General features: G+C 40.9%; 16 protein-coding genes. All 16 read left to right on the forward strand.

Annotated elements, in window-relative coordinates; genetic code table 11:
- Positions 1-14: 14 nt before the first annotated feature.
- The 16 genes from spx to rplC all read left to right on the forward strand — a co-directional run bounded on the left by spx (position 15) and on the right by rplC (position 13,620).
- Positions 15-413 (forward strand): transcriptional regulator Spx, encoded by a 399-nt coding sequence (gene spx / locus HT714_RS05230; protein WP_000591165.1) that lies wholly within the window; start codon positions 15-17, stop codon positions 411-413.
- 217 nt (positions 414-630) lie between these two features.
- The gene (locus HT714_RS05235; RefSeq protein ID WP_173251608.1) at positions 631-1,200 is read left to right on the forward strand and encodes an SP0191 family lipoprotein; all 570 of its coding nucleotides are present in this window, start codon (positions 631-633) and stop codon (positions 1,198-1,200) included.
- 86 nt (positions 1,201-1,286) lie between these two features.
- A complete protein-coding gene (locus HT714_RS05240; RefSeq protein WP_000507059.1) occupies positions 1,287-1,553 on the forward strand; it encodes an IreB family regulatory phosphoprotein in 267 nt (88 codons plus the stop codon).
- 3 nt (positions 1,554-1,556) lie between these two features.
- On the forward strand, positions 1,557-1,976 hold the full coding sequence (ruvX, locus tag HT714_RS05245; protein ID WP_004239076.1) for a Holliday junction resolvase RuvX: 420 nt from the start codon (positions 1,557-1,559) through the stop codon (positions 1,974-1,976).
- A 15-nt stretch (positions 1,977-1,991) separates the two neighbouring features.
- Positions 1,992-2,297, forward strand: a complete 306-nt coding sequence (locus HT714_RS05250; protein WP_000017620.1) for a DUF1292 domain-containing protein — start codon at positions 1,992-1,994, stop codon at positions 2,295-2,297.
- A 406-nt stretch (positions 2,298-2,703) separates the two neighbouring features.
- Entirely contained in the window at positions 2,704-3,954 is a 1,251-nt protein-coding gene (locus HT714_RS05255; protein WP_173225136.1) for a folylpolyglutamate synthase/dihydrofolate synthase family protein, read from the forward strand.
- Positions 3,955-4,041: 87 nt separating this feature from the next.
- A complete protein-coding gene (locus HT714_RS05260) occupies positions 4,042-4,524 on the forward strand; it encodes an SP_0198 family lipoprotein (RefSeq protein WP_240148101.1) in 483 nt (160 codons plus the stop codon).
- Between the two features lie 145 nt (positions 4,525-4,669).
- Entirely contained in the window at positions 4,670-6,202 is a 1,533-nt protein-coding gene (cls, locus tag HT714_RS05265) for a cardiolipin synthase (RefSeq protein WP_173225143.1), read from the forward strand.
- A gap of 254 nt (positions 6,203-6,456) precedes the next feature.
- A complete protein-coding gene (locus HT714_RS05270) occupies positions 6,457-7,995 on the forward strand; it encodes a damage-inducible protein CinA (RefSeq protein WP_173225148.1) in 1,539 nt (512 codons plus the stop codon).
- A gap of 119 nt (positions 7,996-8,114) precedes the next feature.
- The gene (gene nrdD, locus HT714_RS05275; RefSeq protein WP_173225151.1) at positions 8,115-10,322 is read left to right on the forward strand and encodes an anaerobic ribonucleoside-triphosphate reductase; all 2,208 of its coding nucleotides are present in this window, start codon (positions 8,115-8,117) and stop codon (positions 10,320-10,322) included.
- An 11-nt stretch (positions 10,323-10,333) separates the two neighbouring features.
- Positions 10,334-10,474 carry a hypothetical protein gene (locus HT714_RS05280; protein WP_000521632.1) on the forward strand — a complete coding sequence of 47 codons (141 nt, stop codon included), beginning with the start codon at positions 10,334-10,336 and terminating at the stop codon, positions 10,472-10,474.
- 37 nt (positions 10,475-10,511) lie between these two features.
- Complete coding sequence (locus tag HT714_RS05285; RefSeq protein ID WP_173225154.1) at positions 10,512-11,018, forward strand: GNAT family N-acetyltransferase; 507 nt, start codon at positions 10,512-10,514, stop codon at positions 11,016-11,018.
- Positions 11,011-11,601, forward strand: a complete 591-nt coding sequence (nrdG, locus tag HT714_RS05290; RefSeq protein ID WP_173225158.1) for an anaerobic ribonucleoside-triphosphate reductase activating protein — start codon at positions 11,011-11,013, stop codon at positions 11,599-11,601. Before HT714_RS05285 ends, nrdG begins: the two co-directional genes overlap by 8 nt.
- Positions 11,598-12,215: a phosphoribulokinase gene (locus HT714_RS05295; protein ID WP_173225161.1), complete on the forward strand. Its 618-nt coding sequence runs from the start codon at positions 11,598-11,600 to the stop codon at positions 12,213-12,215. Before nrdG ends, HT714_RS05295 begins: the two co-directional genes overlap by 4 nt.
- Positions 12,216-12,468: 253 nt before the next feature.
- Positions 12,469-12,777 (forward strand): 30S ribosomal protein S10, encoded by a 309-nt coding sequence (gene rpsJ, locus HT714_RS05300; RefSeq protein ID WP_001284513.1) that lies wholly within the window; start codon positions 12,469-12,471, stop codon positions 12,775-12,777.
- Positions 12,778-12,993: 216 nt separating this feature from the next.
- Positions 12,994-13,620 (forward strand): 50S ribosomal protein L3, encoded by a 627-nt coding sequence (rplC, locus tag HT714_RS05305; RefSeq protein WP_000160197.1) that lies wholly within the window; start codon positions 12,994-12,996, stop codon positions 13,618-13,620.
- The last annotated feature ends 12 nt before the right edge of the window (positions 13,621-13,632 follow it).

A 13,632-nucleotide genomic window follows, 5' to 3' on the forward strand; every position in this document is an offset into this window, starting at 1 on the left:
AAAGGGGTAGGTACATGATTAAAATTTATACAGTCTCAAGTTGTACTAGTTGTAAAAAAGCAAAAACCTGGCTCAATGCCCACCAGTTAAGTTATAAAGAACAAAATCTTGGTAAAGAAGGAATTACGAGAGAAGAATTACTGGATATTCTAACCAAAACAGATAACGGAATAGCCAGCATCGTTTCATCTAAAAATCGCTATGCCAAAGCCCTTGGAGTGGATATTGAAGATTTGAGTGTCAACGAAGTTCTCAATCTTATTATGGAAACACCGAGAATTTTAAAGAGCCCAATCCTTGTAGATGAAAAACGCCTGCAAGTTGGCTATAAGGAAGACGATATTCGTGCCTTCCTACCACGCTCTGTCCGTAATGTAGAAAATGCAGAAGCACGTTTGCGTGCAGCTCTATAAACATCAAGGCTGGGGGCAACTCCCAGTCTTATTCTATTTTATACTCTTCAAAAATCAAATTCAAACCGCGTCAACATCGCCTTGCCGTATGCATGTTCCTGACTTCGTCAGTTTTATCTGCAACCTCAAAGCTGTGCTTTGAGCAGCCTGCGGCTAGTTTTCTAGTTTGCTCTTTGATTTTCATTGAGTATTAATCTCAAAAAGAAAGAAGAAAGAAATGAAAAAAATAGTTCTTGTTAGTCTAGCTTTCCTTTTTGTCCTGGTTGGTTGCGGACAGAAAAAAGAAACTGGGACAGTTACAAAAACAGAAAAGGATACGCTTCAGTCGGCATTACCAGTTATTGAAAATGCTGAGAAGAATACAGTTGTAACCAAGACTTTGGTCTTGCCCAAGTCAGATGATGGTAGCCAGCAAACCCAAACCATTACATACAAGGATAAGACTTTTTTGAGCTTAACGATTCAACAAAAACGTCCAGTCTCAGATGAGTTGAAGACCTATATTGACCAACATGGAGTGGAAGAAACCCAAAAAGCTCTTCTCGAGGCAGAGGAGAAGGATGAGGCCATCATAGAAGCTCGTAAATTAGCAGGATTTAAGCTTGAAACCAAACTATTGAATGAAACAGAACTTCAAACAACGACTAGTTTTGATTTTCAAGTTCTGGATGTCAAGAAGGCTTCTCAGTTAGAATATTTGAAGAACATTGGTTTAGAGAATCTCTTGAAGAATGAACCAAGCAAATATATTTCAGACAGATTGGCAAATGGTGCGACAGAACAGTAGAAAATCCAAATAAATAAACTGCCTGATTTGTAGAACGTAAGGAATTATGCTATAATGGTACTATTCTAAGGAAAGAGGGTGTTAGAATGGGATTTACTGAAGAAACAGTACGTTTTAAATTGGACGATTCCAATAAAAAAGAAATTAGCGAAACTTTGACTGATGTCTATGCTTCGTTGAACGATAAGGGCTACAACCCAATTAACCAAATCGTTGGTTACGTATTGAGTGGAGACCCTGCCTACGTTCCTCGTTATAATAATGCACGAAATCAAATCCGTAAATATGAGCGAGATGAAATCGTTGAGGAATTGGTCCGCTACTACCTTAAAGGACAAGGAGTCGATCTGTAACCTATGAGAATTATGGGATTGGACGTCGGTTCAAAAACGGTAGGGGTGGCCATTAGCGATCCGCTTGGTTTTACAGCTCAAGGGCTTGAAATCATCCAAATCAATGAGGAGCAAGGTCAATTTGGTTTTGACCGCGTTAAGGAGTTGGTTGATACTTACAAGGTGGAACGATTTGTAGTGGGCTTGCCTAAAAACATGAACAATACAAGTGGACCGCGCGTGGAAGCTAGTCAAGCCTACGGAGCGAAGCTAGAAGAACTTTTTGGTTTACCAGTAGACTATCAGGATGAACGCTTGACAACAGTTGCCGCAGAGCGTATGTTGATTGAACAAGCAGATATCAGTCGCAATAAGCGCAAGAAAGTCATTGATAAGTTAGCAGCTCAGCTGATTTTACAAAATTATTTAGATAGAAAATTTTAATATAAAGGAGAGGCTATGTCACACGATCATAACCACGACCACGAAGAACGTGAACTAATCACACTAGTAGATGAGCAAGGAAATGAAACCTTGTTTGAAATCCTTTTGACCATTGACGGAAAAGAAGAATTTGGTAAAAACTATGTTCTTCTAGTACCAGTTAACGCAGAAGAAGACGAAGACGGACAAGTTGAAATCCAAGCTTACTCATTCATCGAAAACGAAGATGGAACAGAAGGCGAATTGCAACCAATCCCAGAAGACTCAGAAGACGAATGGAACATGATTGAAGAAGTTTTCAATAGTTTTATGGAGGAGTAAAAATGTTCAGTGAACATTTTTACCCTTACGCTAAAAATAAAGACCGTAAGTAAGTCTGGGAGACTGTATCAGCCCAACTCCTAGAAATTAGAAGAGTTGGAACGTCCGGGGGACGTGTTTAGCCCTGCGCTAGAAAATAGAAACGCAGGCATATCCAGTGAACATTTTTACCCCAGTTCCTTTAAATAAGAGAGAACTGGTAAGTCTGGGAGACTGTATCAGCCCAACTCCCAGAAATTGGGAAGAGTTGGAATGTCCTGTGGATGTTTTTAGCCCACGTTAACATTTATAGTAGCTAGTTATTAGCTAACCAGGTAAGAGGTCGGGACGAAAATCCTGGCCTTGTTTTTATTAGTAACCATACTTTAATGCGATAATTGATTGGACTTTTGTCAAGGAGATGTGTATGTTTGAAGTAGAAGAGTGGCTTCATAGTCGGATTGGTTTGAATTTTAGGTCAGGTTTAGGCCGAATGCAGCAAGCGGTGGATTTGTTAGGAAATCCTGAGAAGTCTTACCCTATTATCCACGTAACAGGGACTAATGGGAAAGGATCTACCATTGCTTTTATGAGGGAGTTATTTATGGGACATGGCAAAAAAGTTGCGACCTTTACCTCCCCTCATATCGTCTCTATTAATGATCGAATCTGCATTAATGGGCAACCTATAGCAGACACAGACTTCATCCGTTTGGCTGAGCAGGTCAAGGAGATGGAAAAAACGCTTCTGCAAACCCATGACCAGTTGTCCTTTTTTGAATTGCTGACCTTGATTGCTTTTCTCTATTTTAGGGAGCAAGAGGTGGATTTGCTTTTACTAGAAGTGGGAATTGGTGGCTTACTTGACACGACTAATGTGGTAACTGGAGAGCTTGCTGTCATCACCTCCATCGGGTTCGATCATCAAGAAACCTTGGGTGATAGTCTAGAAGCAATTGCAGAGCAGAAAGCTGGTATTTTCAAGGCTGGTAAAAAAGCTGTGATTGCTAAGCTGGCTCCAGAAGCTAGGCTTGTCTGTCAGAAAAAAGCCGAATCTTTAGCTGTTGCCCTTTATCAGGCGAGTCAGGATTTTTCAATGCTGAATAGTGATTTTTCAAGTTCTTTGGGAACTTTTTCGCAGTTGAAAATAGGATTGGAAGGAGCTTATCAGCAGGAAAATGCGGCCTTGGCGTTGCAAACTTTTCTTATCTTTATGAGGGAAGGAAAGGAATCTATTGATGAGCAGGTTGTAAGACAGGCTTTGGAGAAGACCCATTGGGCTGGGCGTTTGGAGCGTATTCGTCCTCAGATTTACTTGGATGGTGCTCATAACCTCCCTGCCTTGACTCGCTTGGTTGAGTTTATCAAAGAAAAAGAGCAAGGAGGTTATCGTCCTCAAATCCTCTTTGGGGCCTTGAAACGCAAGAATTATCAAGGGATGTTGGGTTATCTGACTCAAAAATTGCCTCAGGTGGCACTCAAGGTGACTGGTTTTGACTATCAAGGTTCTCTGGATGAGACAGATGTAACAGGTTACCATGTCATTCCTTCTTACAGAGAATTTATCAGCAGTTTTGAAGAAAGAGCAGATGCTCAGGACTTGTTATTCATTACAGGGTCTCTCTATTTTATCTCAGAAGTACGGAGCCACCTACTGGGGCATGAGCAGATAAATTGACCTCTTCTTTTGTCTTTGTTATACTAGATGAATTGCTGGCTAAGGAAAATCTATTTTTCTAGCATGGCAAGAGAAAGGACATTTATTATGACATTCAAAACAGCAGCACTTTCTATTGTTTCTTTAGCGAGTGTATCTTTGCTAGTTGCTTGTTCCCAAAGAACACAACCAGTTCAACAGCCTGTGGCTCAGCAGCAGGTCCAACAACCTGCTCAACAACCTGCTCAACAACCTGCTCAACAGAATACCAATACTGCAAATGCAGGAAGTAATCAAAATCAAGCGGCTCCAGTACAGAACCAACCTGTTGCTCAACCGACTGATATTGATGGGACTTATACAGGCCAAGATGACGGAGACCGTATCACTTTAGTGGTCACTGGAACGACTGGTACATGGACTGAGCTCGAATCTGACGGGGATCAGAAAGTCAAACAGGTCACATTTGATGCAGCAAATCAACGCATGATTATTGGCGATGATGTCAAAATTTACACTGTAAACGGTAATCAAATCGTCGTAGACGATATGGATAGAGACCCATCGGACCAAATCGTTTTAACTAAATAAGACTATGCAAGTAGGAAGGGCTGGATTTTTCAGCCTTTTTACTTTTGCTTAGAAAATAATCATAAATACTTGCCTTCTACCGAATACCTGAGTTATACTAGTATCAATTACCTGTTTTTAGTGTTCAAAATATCAAGGAGGGGATATGAAATATAGAAAATTTCAATTATTGATGTCCAAGTATGGCTTTAGTCTTTCGATTATGCTACTTGAACTTTGTCTGGTTTTTGGTCTCTTTCTTTATTTAGGGCGCATGGCCCCCATTTTATGGATTACTGTCCTCATTCTACTGAGTATCATCACAATCATTTCGATAGTCAACCGTAATACGACTCCTGAGAATAAGGTAACCTGGTTATTAGTAGCCTTTGTGCCAGTATTTGGCCCCTTGCTCTATCTGATGTTTGGTGAAAGGCGATTGTCCAAAAAAGAAATCAAACAACTGAAGAAGCTAGGCTCCATGCATTTCCAAGAAGCAAATAGCCAGTTACTAAAAGAGGAATTAAAAGAAAGTGATAAGGCGGCATATGGCGTCATCAAGTCCTTATTGAGTATGGATACCAATGCCGATATCTATGATCAAACTGCCTCTACATTTTTTCCTAACGGAGAAGCTATGTGGAAAAAGATGGTAGAAGATCTCAAAAAGGCTGAGAAATTTATCTTCTTGGAATATTACATTATAGAAGAAGGTTTGATGTGGAATCGTATTCTAGAAATCTTGGAGCAAAAGGTCGCTCAAGGCATTGAAGTTAAACTGCTCTATGATGATATTGGCTGTATGGCTACTTTAACAGGAGATTATGCACATCGACTTCGTCAGCTGGGCATCGAGGCCCATAAATTCAATAAAGTTATTCCTCGTTTGACAGTGGCCTATAATAACAGAGATCATAGAAAAATATTGATTGTTGATGGTCAGATAGCCTATACTGGTGGGGTCAATCTGGCAGATGAGTACATTAACCACGTCGAGAGATTTGGTTATTGGAAGGATAGTGGAATTCGCTTGGACGGACTAGCAGTAAAAGCCCTGACACGCTTATTTTTGACCACTTGGTACATCAATCGAGGAGAGATTAGTGATTTTGATCAATATCATTTAGAAAATCATTCTATTCCAAGTGACGGATTAACCATTCCATACGGAAGTGGACCCAAGCCAATTTTTCGAACGCAGGTAGGGAAAAAGGTTTATCAGAGTTTGATCAATCAAGCAACTGAATCGGTTTATATTACTACACCTTATTTGATCATAGATTATGATTTAACGGAGACAATCAAAAATGCTGCTATGAGAGGGGTCGATGTTCGGATTGTCACCCCTTACATACCAGATAAGAAGTTCATTCAGTTAGTCACAAGAGGGGCTTATCCAGACCTTCTTTCTGCTGGAGTTCGGATTTATGAGTATAGTCCAGGTTTTATTCATAGTAAGCAGATGTTGGTAGACGAAGATTTTGCGGTGGTGGGGACAATCAATCTCGACTACCGAAGCTTGGTGCACCATTATGAAAATGCAGTCTTACTCTATAAAACTCCTTCTATAATGGAAATAGCCCGAGATTTTCAAAATATATTTGCAGATTCTCAGGAAGTCTATCCTCATTCTATCAAAACGAGCTGGTATCAAAAGCTTGTAAAAGAAATCGCCCAGTTATTCGCCCCAATCTTATAAGAAATCTAGGACTTAGGAAATGACCGAGTCCTCTTTTTCTTGCTTTTTACGAATAAGAAGATGTAGGAGGAACGATGCTGACTCAGAAAGAAATAAACTATATCCTGACATTCAAACAGACACATTTACACCGCTTTCGGGAAATTGAAACCTTTGTGAAACTATGCAAAAAATCACTCAAACAGCCATCGCAAGCTGACAATCCTAGGACTTTTTGATATACTAAGACAGATAAATTGAATAGGAGAAACGATATGAGTGTGTATGGTAGAGTAAAAGAAGTTCATCAGGAGAATCATGAACCTCTAGAATACCAAATCGAACAAGAATCGCATCATCGTGAATCAAGTCGTCTTCCTTTGGTGAAAATTTTACTATGGAGTACGCTTGTAACGGGGATAACTCTAGGAGTACCGCTATTACTCGATTTAATGAGTGCACAAGAAGTGCAGGATTTTTATGCAGGTTGGGCGCTTCATCAGGCAGGGAAGATTTACAGCGATTATTATGGAAGTCAAGGTTTGCTTTATTATTTGCTGACTTACGTGACTCAGGGCGGATTTTTCTTTGCCATCTTTGAGTGGTTAGCCTTGGTAGCAGGAGGATTTTTCCTCTTTAGATCAGCGGATACCTTGACAGAGCAAGGAGAGCAAGCTGGACAAGTGGTGACTATTTTTTACATGCTGGTTACAGGTCTTGCTTTTGGTGGAGGCTATGCGACTCTTTTAGCGCTTCCTTTCTTATTCGCGGCCTTTAGTTTAGTTGCTGCTTACCTAAGCAAGCCAAGCCATGATAAGGGATTTGTACGGATTGGGCTGGCTTTGGCAGGCGGATTTTTCTTTGCTCCCTTGTCATCGCTCTTGTTTATTGCTGTAGTGAGTTTAGGCTTGTTGGTCTTTAACCTTGGGCATAGACGCTTTGCACATGGGTTTTATCAGTTTCTTGCAGTGGCTTTAGGTTTTTCACTTGTCTTTTATCCAACTGCCTACTATAGTGTTGCAACAGGAAGTTTTGGGGATGCCATTAGTGGTATTCGCTATCCCATTGACAGTATTCGCTTTGATTTTACTTCTAAAATTTTAGAGAATATGGCTTTTTATGGCTTGTTGTCCCTTGGTTTGGGATTTGTGGTTTGTATCTTTTTAGGTCTCTTTCAATCTAAACCCTCTAAACTATATGTCATCTCAGTGCCTGCAAGTCTTGTGACAATTTTAGGTTTGATTTTACTTTTCTTTTCACAAGAGCCTCTGCACGCTTCTTATTTGATGGTCGTCTTCCCTGTTTTCTTACTTTTATTGGTAACCAATATTAAGAGTCAACAGAGGGGGCGTAGTGTTAGACGAAGACGAAGAGAAACGCCAGTTAGTCTATGGAGTCGTTTTTTCAAAGGAAATCTATATCTGCCAGTTTTAGGGCTTGTCTATCTTTTGTCTGTTCCTTTTTTGATGAAGTTTGTCCTTTATCCGGTACCTTATCAAGAACGTAATCATCTTGCTGATTTGGTGAAAGAGGAGACAAGTACGGAAGATGCTATCTATGCATGGGATGATACTGCGACTCTTTATCGTAAGAGTGAGCGCTTGTCGCCATCGGCGATTTTGTCTCCGATGCACTATACAGCAACTGAGGAAAATCGGAATAAGTTACTTAATGACTTGAAAGAAAAACAACCTAAGGTGATTGTGGTGAATGATAAGGTGCCAGTGTGGTCTGAAGTGGAAACACTCTTAAAAGAAAATTACCAACAAGTAAAGACTGATTACTCAGAGTTTAAAGTCTATAAAATCAAATAACAAAATCAATATCTTGTGTATTTTTAAAAATTTTAGGATTTTTAACACAAGATATTGATTTTTCTTTTTAGAGTGGTATAATACTTTTTAGAAAGAATATTTTAGAAAAGAGCATGCATATGATTGCACTAGAAGAAAAAATTACAATTTTGCCAACTCTCTTCGTCGAGAAACGAGATGGGAGACGTGTTGTATTTGATGTGGATAAGATTGACAAAGCTCTCCACAAGGCGGCAGACAAGGTTATGGATGTGACACCCTTAGTCGAAAAGCGCCTCAATGCTCTGACAGAGCATATTGTCACAGAAATTCATAGTCGCTTTCCAAAGGGGGTTAAGATTTACGAAATTCAAAATATCGTAGAACATGAACTGCTTGAAGCCAAAGAATATGCGCTGGCTGAGGAGTATATTACTTATCGGACACAGAGGGATTTTGATCGTTCAAAAGCGACAGATATTAACTTTAGTATTCATAAGCTTCTTAATAAAGATCAGGCAGTTGTCAATGAAAATGCCAATAAAGATAGCGATGTCTTTAATACCCAGCGTGATTTGACAGCAGGCATTGTTGGGAAATCAATCGGACTGCAAATGCTTCCTAAGCACGTAGCCAATGCCCACCAAAAAGGGGATATCCACTATCATGATTTGGACTACAGCCCCTATACACCTATGACCAACTGCTGTTTGATTGATTTTAAAGGTATGTTGGAAAATGGTTTTAAGATTGGAAATGCAGAGGTAGAAAGTCCCAAGTCTATCCAGACTGCGACAGCTCAGATTTCCCAAATTATCGCCAACGTTGCTTCTAGCCAGTACGGTGGCTGTTCAGCTGACCGTATCGATGAAGTTTTGGCGCCTTATGCAGAGAAGAACTATCAAAAACATCTCAAAGATGCAGAAGAATGGGTCTTGCCTGAAAAACGGGAAGATTATGCTTGGAAGAAAACGCAAAAAGACATTTATGATGCCATGCAATCCCTTGAGTATGAAATCAATACTCTCTTCACTTCAAATGGCCAAACACCTTTTACTTCGCTAGGTTTTGGTCTAGGAACCAGTCGTTTTGAGCGTGAAATTCAAAAAGCTATCTTGAACATCCGAATCAAGGGACTTGGTTCAGAACACCGCACAGCTATCTTCCCTAAACTTATCTTCACGCTTAAAAGAGGACTCAACTTAGAAGAAGGAACTCCCAACTACGACATCAAGCAGTTGGCCCTAGAGTGTGCAACCAAACGGATGTATCCAGACGTTTTATCTTACGATAAGATTGTTGACTTGACAGGTTCTTTTAAGGTGCCTATGGGTTGCCGTTCGTTTCTTCAAGGGTGGAAGGATGAAAATGGTGTCGAGGTCAATTCAGGTCGGATGAATCTAGGTGTTGTGACGGTCAACCTTCCTCGTATTGCCCTCGAATCTGAGGGCGACATGAATAAGTTCTGGGAAATCTTCAACGAGCGTATGAATATCGCTGAAGATGCTCTGGTTTACCGTGTCGAACGCACTAAAGAGGCGACACCAGCGAATGCTCCTATCCTTTATCAGTACGGTGCTTTTGGCCATCGTCTAGGTAAAGAAGAAAATGTTGACCAGCTCTTTAAGAATCGTCGGGCAACAGTTTCGCTGGGCTATATCGGTTTGTATGAAGTAGCGACTGTTTTCTTTGGTAACAGCTGGGAAAGCAATCCAGATGCTAAGGAATTCACGCTAGACATCATTCGTGATATGAAACGCCGTGTAGAAGAGTGGTCTGACCAATATGGCTATCATTTCTCTATCTACTCAACCCCATCTGAAAGTCTGACAGACCGTTTCTGTAGACTAGATACAGAGAAGTTCGGTTCTATTCCTGATATCACAGACAAGGAATACTACACTAACTCTTTCCACTACGATGTTCGTAAAAATCCAACACCGTTTGAAAAATTAGACTTTGAGAAAGTCTATCCAGAAGCAGGTGCGTCAGGTGGTTTCATCCATTATTGTGAGTATCCAGTCCTTCAGCAAAATCCTAAAGCCTTGGAAGCTGTCTGGGATTATGCTTATGACCGTGTGGGCTATCTTGGGACCAATACTCCAATAGACCGTTGCTACAAGTGTGACTTTGAAGGGGATTTTGAACCAACTGAGAGAGGATTTGCTTGTCCAAACTGTGGGAATAGCGATCCTAAAACAGTAGATGTGGTGAAACGAACTTGTGGCTATCTTGGCAATCCTCAAGCGAGACCGATGGTCAACGGCCGTCACAAAGAAATTGCTGCGCGTGTCAAACATATGAATGGCTCAACGATTAAAATAGCTGGTCATCAAGTAACAAATTAGAAAGAACTGAAATGGGAAAATATCAATTAGATGATAAGGGGCGTGCACAAGTGACCCGTTATCATGAAAAGCATTCGAAAGGTGGAGTGAGCAAAAAAGAACGCTTGCTCAACCTCAGAGAACAATTTTTAAATAAGAATAAGAAAAAGTGAGGGATTTCTCTCGCTTTTCTCTTAGTGGGAGGTGAAAATGGAACTGCGCAGACCAAGATTAGCAGATAAAGCAACAGTTTTAGACATGATGGCAGAGTTTGAGCAGACCCAATCAGCCCATGATGGTGGTTTCTGGAATACAGAGAACTTTGTGTATAAAGAGTGGTTGGAAACAAATATGCAAAAAGAGATGGGAATAAACTTGCCTGAAAATCGTGTTCCTTCTATTCAATTTGTATCATTTGATGATGTAGGTTGTGCTCTAGGATTTTTGAATCTGCGATTGAGACTGAATGAGGGTTTACTGAATTATGCTGGTCATATTGGCTACTCCATTCGTCCGTCAGAAAGAGGCAAAGGTTATGCGAAAGAAACTCTCCGTCAGGGCTTGCAAGTTGCTAAAGAAAAGAACATCAAGAAGGCTCTGGTGACCTGTAGCGTGAATAATCCTGCTAGTAGAGCAGTCATTCTAGCAAATGGAGGTCTCATTGAGGATGTTCGTGATGGAGTCGAGCGTTATTGGATAGAGGTAGCGAATGAATAATCCAAAACCACAAGAATGGAAAAGTGAGGAGCTCAGCAAAGGACGTATCATCGACTACAAGGCCTTTAACTTTGTGGATGGAGAAGGTGTGCGGAACTCCCTCTATGTATCAGGCTGCATGTTTCACTGCGAGGGATGTTATAATGTTGCGACTTGGTCTTTTAATGCTGGCATTCCCTATACAGCAGAATTAGAAGAACAAATCATGGAAGATCTCGCTCAACCTTATGTTCAAGGCTTGACCTTGCTGGGAGGAGAGCCTTTTCTCAATACTGGTATTCTCTTGCCACTCGTTAAGCGCATTCGGAGGGAATTGCCAGACAAGGACATCTGGTCCTGGACGGGCTACACTTGGGAAGAAATGATGCTGGAGACTCCAGACAAACTGGAACTCTTGTCCATGATTGATATTCTTGTCGATGGGCGATATGATCGAACTAAGAGAAATCTTATGCTCCAGTTTCGAGGTTCGTCCAATCAACGAATTATAGATGTGCAAAAATCGCTCCAAAGTGGGCAAGTAGTGATTTGGGACAAGCTTAATGACGGAAAAGAAAGCTATGAACAGGTGAAGAGAGAATGAAGAAAAAAGACTTAGTAGACCAACTAGTCTCAGAGATCGAGACGGGGAAAGTCAGGACACTGGGAATATACGGTCATGGGGCTTCGGGTAAATCAACTTTTGCACAGGAATTGTACCAAGCTTTAGATTCTACTACAGTAAATTTGCTAGAAACAGATCCCTATATCACCTCAGAACGCCATCTGGTAGTACCCAAGGACGAGCCAAATCAAAAGGTGACAGCCTGTCTGCCGGTGGCACATGAATTGGCAAGTTTGCGGAGAGATATCTTAGCCTTGCAGGCAGGTATGGATATCTTAACAATTGAAGAACCTTGGAAAGCTAGTGAGGTCTTGTCTGGAGCAAAACCGATTTTGATTGTCGAAGGGATGTCTGTAGGCTTTTTACCCAAGGAACTCTTTGACAAAACCATCTGTTTCTACACGGATGAGGAGACCGAATTAAAGCGACGCCTTGCTAGAGATACGACTGTGAGAAATCGCGATGCCTCCTTTATATTGGCTAGCCACCAGATGAGACGGGAGCAGTATCTGCGATACTATAAAGAAACTGAGTCAAGGGCGGACATTCTAGTGGACCAATCAGAAGGTAAATTTGAGGTCAAGAGGACTTAACTTATATAGAAGAAAATCCCTAATTTTAAAAAGAAAAAATAGGAAAACAGTTTCATCCCAAAAAAACGAAAAAAATCTAACAAATCCCTTGCAATCGCAGGGGCTTTGTGTTATTCTATTATGGTGCTGTAAATTACAGCTTTAGCTTTGATGCAAGAGGTTGCGACACGCTCGGTTGCATTGCCACGCAACACCGCGTCGGTTTTCTTGTGGAGCTAGCCTATTATCTTAAATAGACGAAAAGGAGAAAAAGATGGCAAACAAAAAAATCCGTATCCGTTTGAAAGCTTACGAACACCGTACGCTTGACACAGCGGCTGCAAAAATCGTAGAATCAGCTACTCGTACAGGTGCACAAGTTGCGGGTCCAATCCCACTTCCAACTGAACGTAGCCTCTACACAATCATTCGTGCGACTCACAAATACAAAGACTCTCGCGAACAATTTGAAATGCGTACACACAAACGTTTGATCGATATCGTTAACCCAACTCAAAAAACAGTTGATGCCTTGATGAAATTGGATCTTCCAAGTGGTGTAAACGTAGAAATCAAACTTTAATCTAAAATATAAAAGAGCAGAGGCTGGTGTTTCAATCTAATTGAACACGGGCTAAACTCGGTGTGGAAAAAATAAACTTCCTAGTGTCTGCCAGACACTGCGTCAGTTTCCTATTTTCACTTTGAGTTTGACGCCCTTTGTATCTTAGACTTGAGCATAAAAAACGCTCGTTAAAAACTTTTTGAATAAAAAATATAGAAAAGGAACTATTTTCTCATGACAAAAGGAATCTTAGGGAAAAAAGTGGGAATGACTCAAATCTTCACTGAAGCTGGCGAATTGATCCCTGTAACAGTTATTGAAGCAACTCCAAACGTTGTTCTTCAAGTTAAAACTGTTGAAACAGACGGATACAACGCTATCCAAGTTGGTTTCGATGACAAACGCGAAGTATTGAGCAACAAACCTGCTAAAGGACATGTAGCGAAAGCTAACACGGCTCCTAAGCGCTTCATTCGTGAATTCAAAAACGTTGAAGGCTTGGAAGTTGGTGCTGAAATCACAGTTGAAACATTCGCAGCTGGAGACGTTGTTGACGTAACTGGTACTTCTAAAGGTAAAGGTTTCCAAGGTGTTATCAAACGCCACGGACAATCACGTGGACCAATGGCTCACGGTTCTCGTTACCACCGTCGTCCAGGTTCTATGGGACCTGTTGCACCTAACCGCGTATTCAAAGGTAAAAACCTTGCAGGACGTATGGGTGGCGACCGCGTAACAATTCAAAACCTTGAAGTTGTACAAGTTGTTCCAGAAAAGAACGTTATCCTTATCAAAGGTAACGTACCAGGTGCTAAGAAATCTCTTATCACTATCAAATCAGCAGTTAAAGCTGGTAAATAATAAGGAAAGGGG

The organism is Streptococcus sp. 3705 (genome assembly GCF_013277145.1).
Classification (GTDB): Bacteria; Bacillota; Bacilli; order Lactobacillales; family Streptococcaceae; genus Streptococcus.

Coding starts and splice junctions, on each gene's coding strand:
- spx (WP_000591165.1), top strand. CDS start 15: ATGATTAAAATTTATACAGTCTCAAGTTGTACTAGTTGTAAAAAAGCA.
- HT714_RS05235 (WP_173251608.1), top strand. CDS start 631: ATGAAAAAAATAGTTCTTGTTAGTCTAGCTTTCCTTTTTGTCCTGGTT.
- HT714_RS05240 (WP_000507059.1), top strand. CDS start 1,287: ATGGGATTTACTGAAGAAACAGTACGTTTTAAATTGGACGATTCCAAT.
- ruvX (WP_004239076.1), top strand. CDS start 1,557: ATGAGAATTATGGGATTGGACGTCGGTTCAAAAACGGTAGGGGTGGCC.
- HT714_RS05250 (WP_000017620.1), top strand. CDS start 1,992: ATGTCACACGATCATAACCACGACCACGAAGAACGTGAACTAATCACA.
- HT714_RS05255 (WP_173225136.1), top strand. CDS start 2,704: ATGTTTGAAGTAGAAGAGTGGCTTCATAGTCGGATTGGTTTGAATTTT.
- HT714_RS05260 (WP_240148101.1), top strand. CDS start 4,042: ATGACATTCAAAACAGCAGCACTTTCTATTGTTTCTTTAGCGAGTGTA.
- cls (WP_173225143.1), top strand. CDS start 4,670: ATGAAATATAGAAAATTTCAATTATTGATGTCCAAGTATGGCTTTAGT.
- HT714_RS05270 (WP_173225148.1), top strand. CDS start 6,457: ATGAGTGTGTATGGTAGAGTAAAAGAAGTTCATCAGGAGAATCATGAA.
- nrdD (WP_173225151.1), top strand. CDS start 8,115: ATGATTGCACTAGAAGAAAAAATTACAATTTTGCCAACTCTCTTCGTC.
- HT714_RS05280 (WP_000521632.1), top strand. CDS start 10,334: ATGGGAAAATATCAATTAGATGATAAGGGGCGTGCACAAGTGACCCGT.
- HT714_RS05285 (WP_173225154.1), top strand. CDS start 10,512: ATGGAACTGCGCAGACCAAGATTAGCAGATAAAGCAACAGTTTTAGAC.
- nrdG (WP_173225158.1), top strand. CDS start 11,011: ATGAATAATCCAAAACCACAAGAATGGAAAAGTGAGGAGCTCAGCAAA.
- HT714_RS05295 (WP_173225161.1), top strand. CDS start 11,598: ATGAAGAAAAAAGACTTAGTAGACCAACTAGTCTCAGAGATCGAGACG.
- rpsJ (WP_001284513.1), top strand. CDS start 12,469: ATGGCAAACAAAAAAATCCGTATCCGTTTGAAAGCTTACGAACACCGT.
- rplC (WP_000160197.1), top strand. CDS start 12,994: ATGACAAAAGGAATCTTAGGGAAAAAAGTGGGAATGACTCAAATCTTC.